This window comes from Mycobacterium sp. SMC-8, assembly GCF_025263565.1.
In the GTDB taxonomy this organism is placed as follows: domain Bacteria; phylum Actinomycetota; class Actinomycetes; order Mycobacteriales; family Mycobacteriaceae; genus Mycobacterium.
The window spans coordinates 1,035,691-1,053,746 of the sequence record NZ_CP079865.1 but is presented as its reverse complement, the minus strand read 5'-3'; the positions used below and the strand labels follow the sequence as shown (position 1 = coordinate 1,053,746).

At 68.2% G+C, this 18,056-nt stretch carries 13 protein-coding genes and 1 pseudogene; 3 read left to right on the top strand and 11 right to left on the bottom strand.

Annotated elements, in window-relative coordinates:
* Window positions 1–91 precede the first annotated feature (91 nt).
* Window positions 92–965, top strand: a pseudogene (locus tag KXD97_RS05185) (IS5 family transposase).
* Between the two features lie 192 nt (window positions 966–1,157).
* Window positions 1,158–2,045 carry a DUF559 domain-containing protein gene (locus KXD97_RS05180; protein ID WP_260755713.1) on the top strand — a complete coding sequence of 296 codons (888 nt, stop codon included), beginning with the start codon at window positions 1,158–1,160 and terminating at the stop codon, window positions 2,043–2,045.
* A 51-nt stretch (window positions 2,046–2,096) separates the two neighbouring features.
* On the opposite strand, the gene KXD97_RS05175 is transcribed toward KXD97_RS05180, so the two are convergent.
* Window positions 2,097–2,813 carry a type 1 glutamine amidotransferase gene (locus tag KXD97_RS05175; protein WP_260755712.1) on the bottom strand — a complete coding sequence of 239 codons (717 nt, stop codon included), beginning with the start codon at window positions 2,811–2,813 and terminating at the stop codon, window positions 2,097–2,099.
* Window positions 2,810–4,033 carry a MurT ligase domain-containing protein gene (locus tag KXD97_RS05170; RefSeq protein WP_260755711.1) on the bottom strand — a complete coding sequence of 408 codons (1,224 nt, stop codon included), beginning with the start codon at window positions 4,031–4,033 and terminating at the stop codon, window positions 2,810–2,812. The genes KXD97_RS05175 and KXD97_RS05170 overlap by 4 nt, the downstream gene beginning before the upstream one ends.
* Window positions 4,034–4,110: 77 nt before the next feature.
* On the opposite strand from KXD97_RS05170, the gene KXD97_RS05165 reads away from it, so the two are divergent.
* Window positions 4,111–5,112 carry a DEDDh family exonuclease gene (locus KXD97_RS05165; protein WP_260755710.1) on the top strand — a complete coding sequence of 334 codons (1,002 nt, stop codon included), beginning with the start codon at window positions 4,111–4,113 and terminating at the stop codon, window positions 5,110–5,112.
* A 15-nt stretch (window positions 5,113–5,127) separates the two neighbouring features.
* On the opposite strand, the gene KXD97_RS05160 is transcribed toward KXD97_RS05165, so the two are convergent.
* The 9 genes from KXD97_RS05160 to KXD97_RS05120 form a co-directional block, all read right to left on the bottom strand.
* Entirely contained in the window at window positions 5,128–8,355 is a 3,228-nt protein-coding gene (locus KXD97_RS05160; RefSeq protein WP_260755709.1) for an NAD-glutamate dehydrogenase, read from the bottom strand.
* A gap of 133 nt (window positions 8,356–8,488) precedes the next feature.
* Window positions 8,489–10,309 (bottom strand): 2-isopropylmalate synthase, encoded by a 1,821-nt coding sequence (gene leuA, locus KXD97_RS05155; protein WP_260755708.1) that lies wholly within the window; start codon window positions 10,307–10,309, stop codon window positions 8,489–8,491.
* Window positions 10,310–10,473: 164 nt separating this feature from the next.
* On the bottom strand, window positions 10,474–11,142 hold the full coding sequence (locus KXD97_RS05150; protein WP_260755707.1) for an XRE family transcriptional regulator: 669 nt from the start codon (window positions 11,140–11,142) through the stop codon (window positions 10,474–10,476).
* A gap of 9 nt (window positions 11,143–11,151) precedes the next feature.
* Window positions 11,152–12,357 carry an FAD-binding oxidoreductase gene (locus KXD97_RS05145; RefSeq protein WP_260755706.1) on the bottom strand — a complete coding sequence of 402 codons (1,206 nt, stop codon included), beginning with the start codon at window positions 12,355–12,357 and terminating at the stop codon, window positions 11,152–11,154.
* Window positions 12,354–13,706 (bottom strand): FMN-binding glutamate synthase family protein, encoded by a 1,353-nt coding sequence (locus KXD97_RS05140; RefSeq protein WP_260755705.1) that lies wholly within the window; start codon window positions 13,704–13,706, stop codon window positions 12,354–12,356. The genes KXD97_RS05145 and KXD97_RS05140 overlap by 4 nt, the downstream gene beginning before the upstream one ends.
* Window positions 13,706–14,398 (bottom strand): protein glxC, encoded by a 693-nt coding sequence (locus KXD97_RS05135; RefSeq protein ID WP_260755704.1) that lies wholly within the window; start codon window positions 14,396–14,398, stop codon window positions 13,706–13,708. Before KXD97_RS05135 ends, KXD97_RS05140 begins: the two co-directional genes overlap by 1 nt.
* Window positions 14,386–15,294, bottom strand: coding sequence for a glutamine amidotransferase (locus KXD97_RS05130; protein WP_260755703.1), 909 nt, complete (start codon window positions 15,292–15,294; stop codon window positions 14,386–14,388). The genes KXD97_RS05135 and KXD97_RS05130 overlap by 13 nt, the downstream gene beginning before the upstream one ends.
* Window positions 15,295–15,328: 34 nt before the next feature.
* Window positions 15,329–16,636 (bottom strand): type III glutamate--ammonia ligase, encoded by a 1,308-nt coding sequence (glnT, locus tag KXD97_RS05125; protein WP_260755702.1) that lies wholly within the window; start codon window positions 16,634–16,636, stop codon window positions 15,329–15,331.
* Window positions 16,637–16,745: 109 nt separating this feature from the next.
* Entirely contained in the window at window positions 16,746–17,999 is a 1,254-nt protein-coding gene (locus KXD97_RS05120; protein WP_260755701.1) for an ammonium transporter, read from the bottom strand.
* Window positions 18,000–18,056: the final 57 nt, after the last annotated feature.

The following is an 18,056-nucleotide window of genomic DNA, read 5'->3' as shown; positions in this document are numbered from 1 at the left end:
TGTGGCTCGCGTGACCGGGGGGAGTGTCGGGGTCGGGTGGCCTAGGGCGTGTCTGCTTAATGTGAACGATGTTGTGCCTGATGCTGTTTAAGTGTTACGGACTGATGTGATTTCTGATGACTTGTGGTCGGTGATTGAGCCGGTACTGCCTTCGGGTCGACGGCGCGGGCGGCCGTGGAACGATCATCGGGTGACGCTGGAAGGAATTATCTGGCGTTACCGGACTGGATCTCCGTGGCGCGATCTGCCCGCGCAGTTCGGCGCCTGGCAGTCGGTGGCTGAACGTCACCTGCGGTGGTCCACCGACGGCACCTACGCGCAGATCTTCGCAGCGATCTCCCGTGACATCGATGTCGATGACGCTGACGCTGAGCTGGTCGAACTGCTGCTGGCGGTGGATTCGACCAGCGTGCGTGTACATCAGCATGCCGCTGGTGCCCGCCCTGGTCGCCACACAGGGGGATCTGTCGAATTACAACAAACACCCCGATGAGCCCGATGACCATGCCATCGGCCGTTCACGCGGCGGGCTGACAACGAAGATCCACGCGCTGGCCGATCAACGCTGCAGCGCGGTCACCATGGCACTGTCGCCGGGGCAAGCCGGCGACAACCCGATGCTGTGGCCACTGCTGACTGCCCATCAGGGCCCAAAGTTTCGGCTACTCGCCGATAAGGCGTACTCCCATGACTCGACCCGAGCCCGACTGCGCCAGCTCAAAATCGCCCACACCATTCCCGAGCGCAGCGACCAGATCGCCCGCCGAAAGAGCCGGGGAAGCAAAGGCGGACGGCCACCGGCGTTCTCCGGGCGAATCTATAAGCACCGCAACACCGTCGAGCGATCCTTCAACCGCTTCAAGCACTGGCGAGGTATCGCCACCCGATACGACAAATACGCGCTGAGCTACCTCGGGGGCGTCACCCTAGCTGCGATCATCATCTATCACCGCGTCCGCAATTAACAGACACTACCTAGTCCCATAACCACTTTCGTCACAGGATTCGACGTTGTGCAGCCGAAGTGCGAGTGGACGGCTGAGAAACGTGGATAGCTGTGGCTCGCGTGACCGGGGGGAGTGTCGGGATCGGCGGGACAGCGTGATACGTAAGGTGGTCGCCCGAATCTGTCGGTGGGTATTGGCACCATTCCTGACATGGGTGAAGTCATTCTGGGCGGGGAGGCCGTCCGAGCCGGTGTCGTGACCCGGCACGAGCTCGCACGCTGGTACACGCCGTTGTACCGCGGCGTATTCGTCCCTAAAGGAGTCGACGTCTCGTTGCGCGATCGTGCCATCGGCGCGTGGTTGGCGACTGGACGCAAAGGAGTGATTGCCGGGCTCGCGGCGGCCGCACTGCACGGAGCGCCGTGGATCGATGCCGATATCCCGATCGAAGTGACCGGGGTGAAGCGTCGCACCCAAGACGGACTGATCATCCGGACGGACATGCTCGCCGACGATGAGATCGTCCGGCGCTCCGGTCTTCCGGTCACCTCACGCACCAGGACGGCCTTCGACCTCGGACGTCTGCTCGACCGCAGCGAGGCGTTGGCGCGGCTGGACGCTTTGATGTGGAACCAAGCCTTCTCCATCGACGAGGTCGCCCGGCTCGCCGACCGGCGCCCCCGCGCACACGGCGTAGGCCAGCTGCGTGACCTGTTGCCGCTCGTCGACGGCGGAGCCGCCTCACCCAAGGAGAGCAGAATCCGACTGTGGTTGCTGGACTGCGGTTTTCCGCGCCCGCAGACGCAGATTCCCATCCTGGAGGACAGTCGGCCGGTTGCATTCCTGGACCTGGGTTGGCGACAGTTCAAGGTCGCGGTGGAATACGACGGTGACCACCACCGCAAGAACCGCGAGCAGTACGTCAAGGACATCGCGCGCCTGCGGATGCTCGAGGAGCGAGGCTGGCTCGTCATCCGGGTGATCGCCGAGGACCGGCCGGCGCACTGGCTCGCCAGAACCGAGGCCGCACTGCAGAAGAGGGGATGCCGGTTGGCCGCCACCGAGATGCAGAAGTTCATCAGGACGCTCGCGGCGTAGCCGTGGCCACCTGCCTCACTCGAGCGGGGAGCCGACGGTGGCCCTGCAGGATCACACCCGGCGCGGTGCCGCCAGCCGCTCGCGGCGCAACTGGTGGACCTCCGGCAGATCGAGCGGGGCAAGGGGCCCGACCACCTTGGCGAGAAGATAGTCGGCGAGTTCCGGATTCCGGGCCAGGCAGCACCCGTGCAGGTAGGTCGCGACGATACTGCCCTGTACTGCGCCGTCGATACCGCCCCCGGCCCGGTTGCCCGCCCCCTTCGTCACCTTCGCCAGCGGTCGGGCCTGCGGGCCCAGAACTGTTCCACCCCTGTGGTTCTCGAAACCGGTCAGCGGCTCGGTGAGCCCGTCGATCAGCGGTGTCGCTGCCACCTCGCCGATCGTGCGCTCGGGTTGCGGGGACGTCGTCACGTCCAGCACACCGACCCCGTCGACGCGTTCCCCGGCCGAGGTCTCGTACCAGTGGCCCAGCACCTGGATTGCCGCGCAGATCGCCAGCACGGGAGCGCCCCGTGAAATCGCCTGCTGCAGACCGGGATAACGGGCGAGGTGTTTGGTCGCCAGCCGTTGGGCGTAGTCTTCGGCGCCGCCGAGGGTGTAGAGGTCCAGCTCCGCGGGCACCGGATCGTCGAGCGTGATCTCGATGATCTCGGCGTCGATGCCCCGCAGCCGCAGACGTTGTCGCAGCACCACCGAGTTGCCGCCGTCGCCGTAGGTGCCCATGACGTCAGGCAGCACCAGCCCGATCCGCACCGCAGATTCGGTCATGGCAGACGCCTGTTCAGTTGCAGGAACGCGGTGTAGTTCGCCAGCACTTCCACGTGACCCGGCGGGCACGACGCGATCGCCGCCAGCGTGTCGTGCACCAGGGCGTGTTCGACGCCCGCGTACCCGAGCCGCACCGCGAGGTCGGTGCCGCGCTCGCCGGCGGCCACCACCGGCACCGACTCGAAATGCTCGAAGCGCACGTCCCACAGCCATGACAGGTCCTCGCCGTCGGGGACCTGGCCGTTGACCGCGATCACCACCCCGGCCGCGTCACGGTTCACCATCGCCAGCGCCTCCTGCCAGCCGGCGGGATTCTTGGCGAGCAGGATCCGGGCGGTGTGCGCGCCGACCTGCACGGTGCGGTAGCGACCCGCGACCTCGTCGACCGCGGACACCGCGGACACCGCGGCCACCGGATCCGCACCGAGGGTCACGGCGGCGGCGACGGCCTGGGTTGCGTTGCCGCGGTTCACGGTGCCCGGCAGGGTCAGCGCCATCGGCAGCGACAGCCCGTCGGGCCCGTGGATGTGCGTATCGTCGAACCACCAGTCGGGGTCCGGGCGCGTGAAGTCACATCCGGTCGAATGCCAATGCGCCCCGTCGCGGACGATGACCTCGCCCGAGCGGGGACAGCTGACCGAGTCGCTGGCCCAGCCACCGCCTGCGGCCACCCACACCACGTTCGGGCTGTCGTAGGCAGCCGAGGTCATCAGCACGTCGTCGCAGTTGGCCACGACCACCGTCGACGGATGCCGGGCCAGGCCGGCGCGCAGGGTGCGCTCGATGTGGTTGATCTCACCGACCCGGTCGAGCTGATCACGCGAGAGGTTGAGCAGTATGGTGACCGCGGCCGGCACTGCATCCAAGACGTGCGGGACGTGCATCTCGTCGACCTCGAGGGCGGCCAGCGCTGCGTCGGGCGCAGCGGCCAGTGCGGCGACCAGGCCGGCGTCCATGTTGGCGCCCTCGGCGTTGGTGGCCACCGGCCCGACCGTGCCCAACGCGGCGGCGGTCATCCGCGTGGTCGTCGACTTGCCGTTCGTGCCGGTGACGACGACCGTGCGCCGGCCCCGGCCCAGTTGGCCGAGGATCGACTTGTCCAGCGTCATCGCGACCAGCCCGCCGATCATCGCGCCGGCGCCGCGTCCGGTGACGCGGGACGCCCAGCGCGCGCCTGCTCCGGCGGCCAGCGCGACACGACCGCGTGGGGTGATGACCATTCCCGGCAGTTTAGAAGAGCGGCCGACACGCGGGGTGATGAGCGGGGCTTGTCAGAGCCGCGTGCCATTCTCGAAGGGTGAGTTCAACCGCCGGAAGTCGATGGGGCAGACCCGCCGACGAGGCGGGCGCCGGCTGGGCCGTGGTCGATGTCGAGACCTCGGGTTTCCGGCCGGGCCAGGCGCGGATCGTCAGTGTCGCGGCGCTCGCGCTCAGTGACGACGGCAACGTCGAGAAGAGCCTCTACAGCCTGCTCGATCCGGGGGTGGACCCCGGTCCCACGCATGTGCACGGGCTGACCGCCGAGATGCTGGCCGGGCAACCGACGTTCGGTGACGTCGTCGGTGACCTGTGCGAAGTGCTGCGCGGCCGCACGCTCGTCGCCCACAACGTCGGGTTCGACTACTCGTTTCTGGCCGCCGAAGCCGAGATGGTGCGCGCGGAGCTGCCGGTGGACACGGTCATGTGCACCGTCGAGCTGGCCCGGCGCCTCGACCTCGGCCTGGACAACCTCCGGCTGGAGACGCTGGCCGCGCACTGGGGCGTGACCCAGATGAAGCCGCACGACGCGCTCGACGACGCGATGGTGTTGGCGCAGATCCTCAAACCCGTGCTGGTGCGCGCGCAGGAGCGCCGTAAGTGGCTCCCGGTGCATCCGGTCACGCGCCGCACCTGGCCCAACGGCCGGGTCACCCACGACGAGTTCCGGCCGCTCAAGGCGCTGGCGGCGCGGATGCCGTGCCCGTTCGCCAACCCGGGACGTTTCGTGGCCGGCAGACCCCTGGTGCAGGGCATGCGGGTGGCGCTTGCGGCCGAGGTCGGTCACACCCACGAGGAGCTCGTCGAGCGCATGCTGCACGCCGGGCTCGGGTACACCGAGGCCGTCGACGGGCACACGTCGCTGGTGGTCTGTGACGACCCGGCCCCGGAGCAGGGCAAGGGGTACCAGGCCGGCGAACACGGCGTACCGCTGCTCGGCAGTGCGGAGTTCCTGCACCGCCTCGACTCGGTGATCGGCGGTTCGGCGATCGAGGAGTTCACCGAGCGGTCGCCGGCCGGCGACCAGTTCACCTTGTTCTGACGCAGCGCCTCGGCTTCAGCGATTCGGGGTGAGCCGGCGCAGCTGCGCGGTCGCCACCGACAGGACCGCCAGGTCCGGACTCTCCGTGCTCAGGAACTCGTGCAGGGTGCGGCGTGCGCGCCCGATGCGGGCACGGTTGTGGGACTCGAACTCCTCGATGACGTCCACGTTGTCGGTGTGAGGGCCGACCATACGGTGGACGTCGCGCGCCAGCTCGCGCAGCGCGCGGTACAGGTCCTCGCGTAACGCCAACCGCGCCAAAGCGTTCCACCGGTCGCCGCGCGGCAGCGCCGACACCGCCAGCAGCAGATGGTCGACCCCCAGATGAGCGGACAGCTCGAAGTAGATGTGCGCCAGCCGCGTCGCGTCCTCGTTGTGCATGCAGGCCATCTCGATGATGTCGAGAAGGCTGTAGGCGTAGAGCGACTCGCTGATCCTGCGGGCGATGTCGGTCGGCACCCCCTGCGCGGCGTACCGATCGTGGATCGCGGTGGCGGTCGCGAGCTCACTGCCGCGCAGCATCTCACTCAGCTTGCCGCGCAGCGTCGCCGCGGCCTGGAACCGGGCCACTTCGTCCTCGATCGACAGCGGCTGCGGCCGGTTGAAGAGGAACCATCGGGATGCCCGGTCCAGCAGCCGGCGTCCCTCGACGACGAGTTCGTCGGTCAGCGCCGGCGACAGGCGCGCGGCATGGATGTCGTACCACAGCGCGTCGAGCTCGAACACCTCGGAGGCGATGGCGTGGGCGCGCACGATGTCGGCTGTGGTGGCGCCGGTCTCCTCGGCAAGGCGGAACACGAAGGTCAGCCCCGAGGTCGCCAGCACGTGGTTGCTCACCGACGTCGCGATGATCTCCCGCCGCAGCGGATGCTCGGTGAGCTGCGGGCCCAGCCGCCGCCGCAACATCGCGGGAAAGTACCGGTGCAGCGCGGCGGTGAAGTACGGGTCGTCGAAGCTCTCGGACTCCAGCAGGTCGGCCTTGAGCGCGAGCTTTGTGTGCGCCATCAAGGTCGCCAGCGCAGGCCGGGTCAATCCTTCTCCGGATTTCGCCAGCTCGGCGAACTCGGCTGCGCCGGGCAGATGTTCGCGCTCGCGGTGCAGCCCACGCTCGCGCTCCAGCGCGGTGGTCATGCGCGCGTGCACCGAGACCATCTGGGCCGCGTTGAATCGGGCGTCGCGCAGCAGCCGGTTGTGCGCGCGGTTGTTGGCCAGCACGTGCGCGGCGACCTCGTCGGTCATGTCGGCGAGCAGCGCGTTGCGGGTCGCGTCCGGATACCGGCCGGCCAGCAGGATCTTCAGGTTGACCTCATGGTCGGAGCAGTCCACACCGGCCGCGTTGTCGATGGCGTCGGTGTTGATGGATCCGCCGTGACGGGCGAACTCGATCCGACCGCGCGGGGACACACCGAGATTGCCGCCCTCGACGATGATCCGGGCGCGCACCTCGCGGGCGTCCACGCGAAGGCCGTCGTTGACCTTGTCGCCGACGTCGCCGTGCTGCTCGTCGGAGGCCTTGATGTAGGTGCCGATACCGCCGTTGAACAGCAGGTCGACCGGCGCGCGCAGGATGGCGCCGATCAACTCGTTCGGTGTCAGCCGGGACACGGTGTCCGCGATCCCCAGAGCCAGGCGCATCTGCGCCGAGACCGGGATCGTCTTGGCGGTGCGCGGCCACACGCCCCCGCCGGCACTGATCAACGCACGGTCATAGTCGTCCCAGGACGACCGCGGCAGCGCGAAGAGACGCTGACGCTCGCGATGAGCGGGATCACCGGACGGATCGGGGTCGACGAAGATGTGACGGTGGTCGAATGCGGCGACCAGTCTGGTTCCGCGCCGCAGCAACATGCCGTTGCCGAACACGTCGCCGCTCATGTCTCCGACGCCCACCACACGGAATTCATCTGTGGTGGAATCGATCCCGAGCTCTTCCAGGTGGCTGTCGCCGCTGACCCAGGCGCCCCGGGCGGTGATCGCCATGGCCTTGTGGTCGTACCCTGCCGAGCCTCCCGAGGCGAACGCGTCGCCCAGCCAGTAGCCGCGGGTCAGCGCGACCCCGTTGGCCAGGTCGGAGAAGCTCGCCGTTCCCTTGTCGGCCGCCACGACGAGATACGGGTCCGCACCGTCGTGGCACACGATCCCTTCCGGTGGGGCAGCGCCGTCGGTTGCGGCGTTGTCGACGACGTCGAGCAGGCCCGACACGAATTGCTTGTAGGAGCGCATCCCGTCGGTCGGTGAAGGCGACGGCGACTTCACGACGAAAACGCCTTTGGCGCCGGCCGGCACGATCATCGCGTTCTTGACCGCCTGCGCCTTGACCAGTCCCAGGACCTCGGTGCGGTAGTCGTCGTGCCGGTCAGACCAGCGCAGCCCGCCCCGTGCGACGAGCCCGTAGCGCAGGTGCAGCCCCTCGAACTCCGGTGAGTAGACGAAGATCTCGGACAGCGGCCGCGGATGGGGCAGCTCGAGGATCTGCGGTGCATCGAACTTGTGCACGAGATACGGGGCGGACGGGCCCAGCGTCTCGGGGGCGAACGCGTTGGTCCGCAACGTCGAGTTCACGAGGTTGCGGTACGCGCGCAGGATGCGATCCGCATCGATATGCAGCAGCCGGTCGATCTCGGTGGTGAGCCGCTCATCGGCCGCCGCGATACCGGCAGCCCGTGCGGCGCTGCGGCCGGCGCCCGCGCCGAAGCGGGCCTCGAACAGCGCCACCAGAGCCATGGTGGCGCCGGGATTGTCGAGCAACACCTGCTGAATCCGGCTCTGGCCGTAGGGCAGCGGGAGCTGGCGCAGATAGCGGCTGTAGCTGCGCAGCACTGCGACCTGTTTCCAGTCCAGCCCGGCAGCGGGGATCAGCGCGTTGAACCGGTCGGCCTCGATGCGGCCGGACCAGATGGCGCGGAACGTCTCGCAGATCCGTGCGTCGGCCTGCGCCCAGTTACGCGCAAATCCTTGTGCCCCAGCGGTGTAGGGGTCGAGGAAGAGCTCATAAAGATGGCACGGGGACCCGTCCTCGCGCGACCAGGTGGTGGTGTGTTCGTTGATGACCTCGAGGTCCATGCTCTGCAACGCGGGCAGCATCCGCCGCAGCGGCACCGGCTGAGCCGACGCCAGCACGAACCGCAGTGGACTGTGGGACCCGGGCCGAACGGGATCGTCGCGGTGCACACCCACGACGATCTCGACACCTGCCAACGAGTTCAGCCCTTCGACGCTGAAGAACGAAACTGGGGATGACACCGCTTCCTCCTGACTCAGGCCACACGCCCGGGATCGGGCGGTGTGGCTTATGAGTCTGCAGCGGAAAGCGCTCGGTCAACCTGTGCACACCGTCAACAGACGGTGTGATCACATGACACTGTGTAAACGCGCGTCAGGATCGTGCGGCACGGTTGACCGCGGAGACCACCGCGCGCAGCGACGCGGTGGTGATCGAGGTGGCGATACCGACGCCCCACACGGTCTTGCCGCCGATCGCGGCCTCCACGTAGGCCGCGGCCTGCGCTTCCTCGCCCGCCGACATCGCGTGCTCGGAGTAGTCCAGCACGTTCACGTGAAAACCGATCGCGCCCAACGCATCGACGAATGCGGCGAGTGGGCCGTTGCCTGCGCCGACGATCTCGCGCTCCTCGCCGTCGACCTTGACCACCGCGGTGATGGTGTCGGTGCCGCCGTCGATCTCGGCCGCGTCGACCTTCTGCCGCATCCGCTCCAACGGGCGGATCGGCGCCAGGTACTCCTCGTAGAACGCGTCCCACATCTCCTTGGGCGAGACCTCTCCGCCCTCGCCGCCCGAGCCCTCTGCGATCAATTGGATCACCCTGGAGAACTCGATCTGCAGGCGGCGCGGCAGGACCAGGCCGTGGTCGGCCTTCATGATGTAGGCGACACCGCCCTTGCCGGACTGCGAGTTCACCCGGATGACGGCCTCGTACGTGCGGCCGACGTCCTTCGGGTCGATCGGCAGGTACGGCACCTGCCACAGCAGGTCATCGACGTCGGAGTCCTGTTCGTCGGCCGCGACTTTCATCGCGTCCAGACCCTTGTTGATGGCGTCCTGGTGGCTGCCGGAGAACGCGGTGTAGACCAGGTCGCCGCCGTAGGGGTGCCGCTCGTGGACGGGCAACTGGTTGCAGTACTCGACGGTGCGGCGGATCTCGTCGATGTTGGAGAAGTCGATCTGCGGATCCACGCCGCGGGAGAACAGGTTCATACCCAGCGTCACCAGGCACACGTTGCCGGTGCGCTCACCGTTGCCGAACAGGCAGCCCTCGATGCGGTCGGCGCCGGCCGCATAGCCCAATTCGGCTGCAGCGACCGCGGTTCCGCGGTCATTGTGCGGATGCAGGCTCAGGATGATCGAGTCACGCGGCGTCAGATGCCGGTGCATCCACTCGATCGAGTCGGCGTACACGTTCGGCGTGGCCATCTCGACGGTGGCGGGCAGGTTCACGATCAGCGGCGACTCCGGAGTGGGTGCGATCACCTCGGCGACGGCGTTGCACACCTCGACCGCGTACTCCAGCTCGGTGCCCGTGTAGGACTCGGGGGAGTACTCGAAGCGCCAGAGCGTGTCGGGGTACTTCTTGGCCTCCTCGACGCACATCCGGGCGCCGTCGGTAGCGATCTTGCGCACCGCGTCGCGGTCGGCGCGGAACACCACGCGGCGCTGCAGGATCGACGTCGAGTTGTAGAAGTGCACGATCGCGCGGGGCGCGCCCTGGCAGGCCTGGAAGGTGCGTTCGATCAGTTCGGGCCGGCACTGCGTCAGCACCTGGATGGTCACGTCATCGGGGATGGCGCCCTGCTCGATGATCTCGCGGACGAAGTCGTAGTCGGTCTGGCTCGCCGACGGGAAGCCGACCTCGATCTCCTTGTAACCCATCCGCACCAGCAGGTCGAACATGCGGCGCTTGCGCTGCGGGCTCATCGGGTCGATCAGGGCCTGGTTGCCGTCGCGCAGGTCCACCGCCGCCCACATCGGTGCGGTGTCGATGACCTTGTCGGGCCAGGTGCGGTCGGGCAGCCGGATGGGTTCGACCTCGTCGGCGAAGCTGCGGTAGCGGCTGACGGGCATCTGCGAGCCGCGCTGGGTGTTCCAGGCGGGCTGGCCGGGGTGAGGCGCACCCGACGGGGTGCTGATGGTGCGTACCGAGCTGAAGGCGTCGGCGCTCGGATTGTAGTTCTCAGTCATTTTCGGTGCTCCGGGTTGAGGGGGGACATCAGACCGGCGCATCGCGAAACACCCGCGACGGGAGGCCAGTCTGGATCAGACCCCGTCGCGGCGTCCGAGAAGGAGCACCCGCTGCACGCGAGCCACTGTACTCCGCGACCTCCGCGGGCCAAAACCCGCGCGGCTCACACCTGCGCGTCAGGGAACGCGATCACCGACAGGAAGCGGATCGGCACCTCGACGAGGTCGACGGGGCCGTGCGCACCCTCGCCGTCGATCTGCAGCGAGTCCCCGGGGTGCAGGCGGTACACCGAGCGGCTGTGGCTGTAGTCCATGACACCTTCGAGCATGTAGATGAACTCGGTGCCGGGATGCTGGAACAGCGGGTAGGTCTGGCTCTTCTCCGACAGCGTGACCTCGAGGCACTCCAGCCGTTTGTGCTCGCCGCGCAGCGACCCGAGCAGCTGGTACTCGTGGCCCTCGCGGGTGCCCTCGCGCACGATGCGCGCCCCGGTGCCTGCCTTGACGAACGCGGCCGGCCGCTCCACGTCGGCGCCCCGGAACAGGCTGGTCACCGGCACGTCGAAGCCTTTGGCGAGCAGTGCGAGGGTGGACAGGCTGCAGGAGGTCTGGGCGTTCTCGATCTTGCTCATCATGGCCTTGGAGATGCCCACCCGGGCCGCGGTCTCGGCGACGGTCAGCCCCTGCTGCAGCCGCAGCAGGCGCACGTTGCGCCCGATCGCGGCCTCGATCTCCAGCTCCTCCACCGGCGCGGCGGGATCGCGGTCCCGGGCCGTGCCGGAGGTGTTGCGCAGCAGCGGGCCGGGATCGGCCGGATCTTCGGGGAGGGCCACGATCTCTGTCTAGCGCATCTGCCCGGCGCCGACGTACGGGTAGGGGGTCTTGAGCAGATCGCCCTCGGCGAACCGGGACAGCCGGAAGTCCGACGCGGGGATGCGGGAGTCGCTGCTGTGGCCGTCGACGACGAGATCGGCGACCAGCCGGCCGACCGCAGGCGCGATCTTGAAGCCGTGCCCGCTGAACCCGGCCGCGATGACGAGCCCATCGAGCGGCCCGGTGGAGATGATCGGGTTCCAGTCCGGGGTGACGTCGTAGCAGCCGGCATAGCTACCCGAGATCGCGGCGTCGGGGAAGCCGGGAAAGCGCGTGCCGACCTTGTCGACGGTGATGTCGACGAAGTCGTCGGTAGCCCGGTTGAGGTGGTCGTCGGGGTCTGCCGGCTCGATCGCGTCATAGCCGGGCAGGTCGCTGTTGCCGAACAGGATCTCCCCGCCGACCTCCGGGCGCACGTACTGCAGTGACACCAGATCGGAGAAGACGGGCAGCCGCCTGACCGCCGTTTCCTCGATGCCGGGGTCGATCATCACGATCTGCTCCCGGATCACGCGGATCGGGACGTCGATGCCGTAGGGCGCCAGGAACGGCCGGGTCCACGCGCCGGTGGCGACGACGACGGCGCCCGCCGAGATCTGCCTGCCGTCGGCGGTCCGGACACCGGTGACCCGCTCACCCTGGGTGAGCAGTTCGGTCACCGGGGTGTGCTGTCGCACCCGCACCCCGGCCGCGCGCGCCGACGTCGAAAACGCCTGCGCGGTCTGATAGGCGTCGCCGTAGCCGCCGCGGGCCTCCCAGCCAAACGCGGCAAACGGCGTCAGGTCCGCGAACGGCCACAGTTTCGCCACCTCGTCCTTGTCGATCTCCTCGGTCTCGACCCCAACGGCGCGTTGCGCGGCAAGGCTTTTGCGCATCGACTCCACGTTCTGGTCCGCGACCCCGACCACGTAGCCGGTCTGGCGGAAGCCGATGTCGCTGCCGAACATCTCCTCGGCTTTCTCGAACACCTCGAGCCCGTCGGCGGCCATCGCGGCCAGCGAGCTCACGCCGTAGTGGCACCGGATGATGCCGCTGGACTTGCCCGTCATCCCGGACGCGACGGTGTTGCGTTCGGCGACAACGACATCGGTGACACCGCGGCGGCTCAGCGCCCACGCGGCCGCGGTGCCCTCCAGGCCGCCACCGACGATGACGACGTCGGCTGTCTCGCTCACCAGGCTCCTCCGTTGCGACCGGGAATCCAATCGGTGCCGGCCAGCGGGATCCGGGCCATCGCCGCAGCCTCGATGCTGACCGCGACCAGATCGTCGGGCTCAAGGTGGCACACGTGGGACTTGCCGCAGGCCCGGGCGATGGTCTGGGCCTCCATGGTCAGTACCCGCAGATAGTTGGCCAGCCGGCGCCCGCCCTCGATCGGATCGAAGCGGGCCGCGAGCTCGGGGTCCTGGGTGCTGATGCCCGCCGGGTCCCTGCCGTCCTGGAAGTCGTCGAAGAAACCCGCTGCGCTGCCGAGCTTCTCGTACTCGGCGGCGTAGCGCGGATGGTTGTCGCCCAGCGCGATCAGCGCCGCGGTGCCGATCGCCACGGCGTCGGCGCCCAGCGCCAGCGCCTTGGCGACGTCCGCGCCGTTGCGGATGCCGCCGGAGACGATCAGCTGCACACCGTCGGGTCGGCGGTGCACCCCGAGTTCCTGCAGCGCCTGCACGGCCTGCGGGATCGCCGCCAGCGTCGGGATCCCGACGTGCTCGATGAACACCTCCTGGGTGGCGGCGGTGCCACCCTGCATACCGTCGACCACCACCACGTCGGCACCGGCGTGTACCGCGAGCTTGACGTCGTAGTACGTGCGGGTGGCGCCGACCTTGACATAGATCGGCTTCTCCCAGTCGGTGATCTCCCGTAGCTCGTTGACCTTGATGGTCAGGTCGTCGGGACCGGTCCAGTCCGGATGACGGCACGCCGAACGCTGGTCGATGCTCTGAGGCAGCGTGCGCATACCGGCGACGCGCTCGGAGATCTTCTGCCCGAGGAGCATCCCGCCGCCGCCCGGTTTGGCACCCTGGCCCAGCACGATCTCGATGGCGTCGGCCTTCCGCAGGTCGTCGGGGTTCATCCCGTACCGCGACGGCAGGTACTGGTACACGAGGTACTTGCTCTGGCCACGTTCCTCCGGGGTCATCCCGCCGTCACCGGTGGTGGTGGACGTACCGGCCTCGCTGGCGCCGCGACCGAGGGCCTCCTTGGCCGGACCCGACAGCGCGCCGAAGCTCATGCCCGCGATGGTGACCGGGATATCCAGGTGCAGAGGGTGTTTGGCGAACCGGTCGCCCAGCACCACATCGGTGGAGCAGCGTTCCCGGTAACCCTCCAGCGGGTACCGCGACATCGACGCGCCGAGGAACAGCAGGTCGTCGAAGTGAGGAAGCGGGCGCTTGGCGCCCCAGCCGCGGATGTCGTAGATGCCGGTGTCGGCGGCTCGTTGGATGGCCGCGATGGTGGCTCGGTCGAAGGTGGCCGATTCACGCAGGCCGAGCCGCGCGCGGTCGTCAGGACTGTGGCTCATCAGTAGGCACTCGCATTGTCGATATGGAAGTGGTACAGGGATCGGGCGGACCCGTACCGGGTGTAGGTGTGGGTGTCGTCACCCTCGAATCCTGCTGCTTTGAGCAATATTTCGAGCTCCTGATGATGCTCCTCACGCATCGGCTTGGACACGCAGTCGGCGCCGAGTGACGCGACGTCGCCGCGCACATAGATGCGGGCCTCGTAGATCGAATCGCCCAGCGCCTCGCCCGCGTCGCCGCGGACCACCAGCCGCCCGGCCTGGGCCATGAACGCGCTCATGTGCCCGACGCTGCCGCCGACGACGATGTCGATGCCCTTCATCGAGATGCCGCACCGCGCGGCCGCATTGCCCTCGACGACCAGCAGGCCGCCGTGCGCCGTGGCGCCGGCCGATTGCGACGCGTCGCCCTTGACCCACACCGATCCGCTCATCATGTTCTCGGCGACACCGGTTCCGGCGTTGCCGTTGATGATCACGTCGGCGTGCTGGTTCATGCCCGCGGCGTAGTAGCCGACGTGTCCGTCGATCGTGACGGTCACGGGTGCGTCGAGCCCGACCGCGACATTGTGGGCGCCGGCCGGGTTCTCGATGACGAAGTCACCGGCCAGATCCGGTGCGTGCAGCGCGGTGTTGACCTCGCGCAGCGTGGTGGTGCGCAGATCGAAGCGCGTCGTACCTATCTGCTCCACGCGTACACCACCTCGGGCTCGGGCTCCCAGATGCGAGCCTTGTCGACACCGGGAAGCGCTGCCAGCGCCCGGTATTCACTTGCCATCGCCACCCACTCGTCGGTCTCGGCGATCACCGCCGGCTTGCACGCGATCGCGTCGCGCACCACCGCGAACGAGTCCCGGTTGGACACCAGCAGCGTGTAGAAGCCGTCGAACGTCGCACAGAGTTCCTTCAGCGCGCCTTCGACGTCGCGTCCTTGTGCGAGCAGTTTGGCGATGAAGCGGGCACCGACCTCGGTGTCGTTCTCGCTGTCGAAGCAGACACCGGAGGCACGCAACTCCCGGCGGATCGTCGCGTGGTTGGCGAACGAGCCGTTGTGCACCAAGCACTGCGCCGGGCCGACCGCATACGGGTGGCACCCCGCGGGCGTCACCGCCGATTCGGTGGCCATCCGGGTGTGCCCGACACCCTGCCAGCCCTGCGCCGTCGCGAGATCCCATCCGTCGGTCAGGGCGCGCGGATGTCCGACACCCTTGAGCACCGCGACGTCCGGACCGAATCCGGCGACGAGGGCCTCGGGGTAGGCCGACCGCACCGCGGTCAGCAGGACCTCGGAGTCGACGTCAGCCGACAACACATAGCTGACGTCGACGGCGACCCCTGACACCTCGGCACCGAGGGCCACGGCCACTGCGGCAGCGACCTGGTCGGCGTCTTCCGCACCGCCGGTCCCCAGGTCGGCCACCGAGACGCACCCGCGACCGGGCGGGGACCACGCCGGGTCGCCGTAGACGGCGACCCCGGCCGAATCGCTGCCGCGGTCTCCCATCTCACAGAGCATGCCGGTGAGCAACTCACCGAGCCGGGGGTAGAGCTCGGGTGTTCGCAGATGCAACCCGACGATCCCGCACATAGCGCAATCCCTTTCGTGTCGAGACGGATACGGCTCAGAAGGCCGTCAGATAGTGGTCCAGCTCCCACGCACCGACCGTGCTGTGGTAGGAGAAGAACTCCTCACGCTTGACGTTGGCGAAATAGGCCGCGACGCCTTCGCCGGCCGCGTCGAGTACCCCGGTCACGACCGGGTCGGACTCGAAGTCCTCCACCGCGTGCAGCAGAGTGAGTGGCAGGGTCCGGGTGTTGACGCCCTGACCGACGGCGCCGGGATCGGTGCTGCGTTTGATGCCGTCGAGGCCGGCGCTGAGCGCGGCGGCGATGGCCAGGTACGGGTTGGCCGAACCGTCCCCACCGCGCATCTCGATCCGGTCGGCGTCGGGCACCCGGATGTAGTGGGTGCGGTCGTTGCCGCCGTAGGTGGGCAGTCGCGGCGCCCAGGACGCCCCCGAGGCCGTCGCGACGGCACCGGTTCGCTTGTAGGAGTTGACCGTCGGTGCGACCACGGCCTGCAGCGCGCAGGCGTGCTCGAGGATGCCGCCGATGAATCCGTAGGCGGTGTCGGATAGGCCGAGGCCGCGCTGGTCGTGGTCGGCCGGGAAGACCGGGGTGCCGCCGCTGGTCAGCGACAGGTGCAAATGCAGCCCGTTGCCGGTCTTGTCACCGAACGGCTTGGGCATGAAGGTGGCGATCATGCCGCGCTCCGCGGCGATCATGGACAACAGGTAGCGCAGCGTGATCACCCGGTCGGCGGTGGTCAGCGCGTCGGCGAACTTGAAGTTCTGCTCGAACTGCCCGTTGCCGTCCTCGTGGTCGTTGGCGTAGTTGGACCACCCCAGCTGGTTCATCGCGGTCGACACCGCGGTCAGGTGGTCATACATCCGGGTGACGCCGCGGGCGTCGTAGCACGGCTGCGCGGCGGTGTCGGCGGTGTCGGCCACCGAGATGCTGCCATCGTCGTTGCGGGACAACAGGAAGTACTCGACCTCCGCGCCCACCCACGGCTCGAAACCGGCGTCCGAGCAGCGCTCGATGACGGATTTCAGGATGACGCGGGGCGCGTAGGGCCATGGCTCGCCGTTCACGTGGGGGTCGCAGTGCACGATCGCCAGCCCCTCCTTGATGAACGGGATCGGAGTGAACGACGCCGGATCCGGGAGGGCCATCAGGTCCGGATCCTTGGGTTCCTGGCCCATCGCGCCGACGGCGTAGCCGGCGAAGCCCACCCCTTCGGTCGCGAGAAGGTCGACCGCCTCTACGGGCACCAGCTTGGCGCAGGGCTTTCCGCGCAGGTCCACGAACAGCGCGAGGATGAACTTCGTTCCATGTTGCTCGGCCAGGGTGGCGAGATCTTCTGCCATGTGCGTTCCTTGTCTCGTGTTATGAATCAAAGTATCACCGTGGGAAACCTCCCGCACGGCGAAACGGCCGGCGCGGACCGCGGGGGCCCGCACCGGCCGGTTGCTCGGCTCAGGCCGGCTGGATCTCGTAGGACGCTTCCCGGTGGAACGCCGCGTCGATGCCCGTCTCTTCGTCTTCGGGCGAAATCCGAATGCCGACAGTCTTTTTAAGGACGAACGCGATAGCGAAAGCGACGGCGAACGAATACGCCATCACCGCGCCTGCGGCGATCGCCTGCTTCCACAGCTGATCGATGCCTCCGCCATAGAGCAGCCCGTTGGTGCCGTTGGGCATGCTGTCGCTGGCGAGCAGGCCGATGAGCAGCGTGCCGATGACCCCGCCGACCAGGTGCACGCCGACCACGTCGAGCGAATCGTCGTATCCGAAGCGTTCTTTGAGGCCGACCGCGTACACGCAGACCGCGCCGGCGATGGCGCCCAGGACGATCGCGCCGACCGGGGTGACCGCGCCGCAGGCGGGCGTGATCGCGACCAGTCCGGTGATCGCGCCGGACGCCGCGCCGACACCGGTGACGTGTCCGTCCCTGAACTTCTCGACGGCGATCCACGCCAGCGTCGCCGCGCACGTCGCGACGAACGTCGTCACCATCACGATCGCGGCCGAATTACCCGCGGCCAGGGCCGACCCGCCGTTGAACGCATACCAGCCGGCCCACAGCAGGCCGGCGCCGAGCAGGGTCAGCGGAACGTTGTGCGGTTTACGCAGCTGCCCCCAGTTCCTGGATTTGCCGAGCACGATCGCCACGGCCAGCGCCGCGGCGCCGGCGTTGATGTGCACCGCGGTGCCGCCGGCGAAGTCGATGGCGCCGAGCTTGTTGGCGATCCAGCCGCCGACCGAGTTCTCGGTGACCACCCCGTCGAACGCGAAGACCCAGTGCGCGACCGGAAAGTACACCAGCACGGCCCACAACGTCGCGAAGCCCATCCACGCGCCGAACTTCATCCGGTCGGCGACCGCGCCGGAGATCAGCGCGACGGTGATCGCGGCGAACAGCGCCTGGAACAACGAGAACAAGCTCACCGGCAGGCCGTCGACGGTCGTCATCGGCTCCATCAGGTTCTTCATGCCGGCGAACTCGGTGAAGCTCCCGACGAACCCGCCGTAGCTGGTGCCGAACGTCATCGAGAATCCGAACAGCACCCACAGCACCCCGACGAGCGCCGCGGCGCCGAACGTCATCATCATCATGTTGGTCGAGCTCTTGACGGACACCATGCCGCCGTAGAACAACGCGAGCCCGGGGATCATCAGCGTGAGGCCGATGATGCAACAGAGCATGAACGCGGTCGTCCCTGTATCCATAAGGCCGATCTCCTCGCAACCGCGGCTCCGAGCGGAGCCGTTCAACGTCAGTTACCG

What these genes read in the sequence shown, in the direction of transcription:
- KXD97_RS05120 (WP_260755701.1), bottom strand. Translation starts at nt 17,999, where the DNA reads ATGGATACAGGGACGACCGCGTTCATGCTCTGTTGCATCATCGGCCTC.
- glnT (WP_260755702.1), bottom strand. Translation starts at nt 16,636, where the DNA reads ATGGCAGAAGATCTCGCCACCCTGGCCGAGCAACATGGAACGAAGTTC.
- KXD97_RS05140 (WP_260755705.1), bottom strand. Translation starts at nt 13,706, where the DNA reads ATGAGCCACAGTCCTGACGACCGCGCGCGGCTCGGCCTGCGTGAATCG.
- KXD97_RS05180 (WP_260755713.1), top strand. Translation starts at nt 1,158, where the DNA reads ATGGGTGAAGTCATTCTGGGCGGGGAGGCCGTCCGAGCCGGTGTCGTG.
- leuA (WP_260755708.1), bottom strand. Translation starts at nt 10,309, where the DNA reads ATGACTGAGAACTACAATCCGAGCGCCGACGCCTTCAGCTCGGTACGC.
- KXD97_RS05170 (WP_260755711.1), bottom strand. Translation starts at nt 4,033, where the DNA reads ATGGTCATCACCCCACGCGGTCGTGTCGCGCTGGCCGCCGGAGCAGGC.
- KXD97_RS05175 (WP_260755712.1), bottom strand. Translation starts at nt 2,813, where the DNA reads ATGACCGAATCTGCGGTGCGGATCGGGCTGGTGCTGCCTGACGTCATG.
- KXD97_RS05130 (WP_260755703.1), bottom strand. Translation starts at nt 15,294, where the DNA reads ATGTGCGGGATCGTCGGGTTGCATCTGCGAACACCCGAGCTCTACCCC.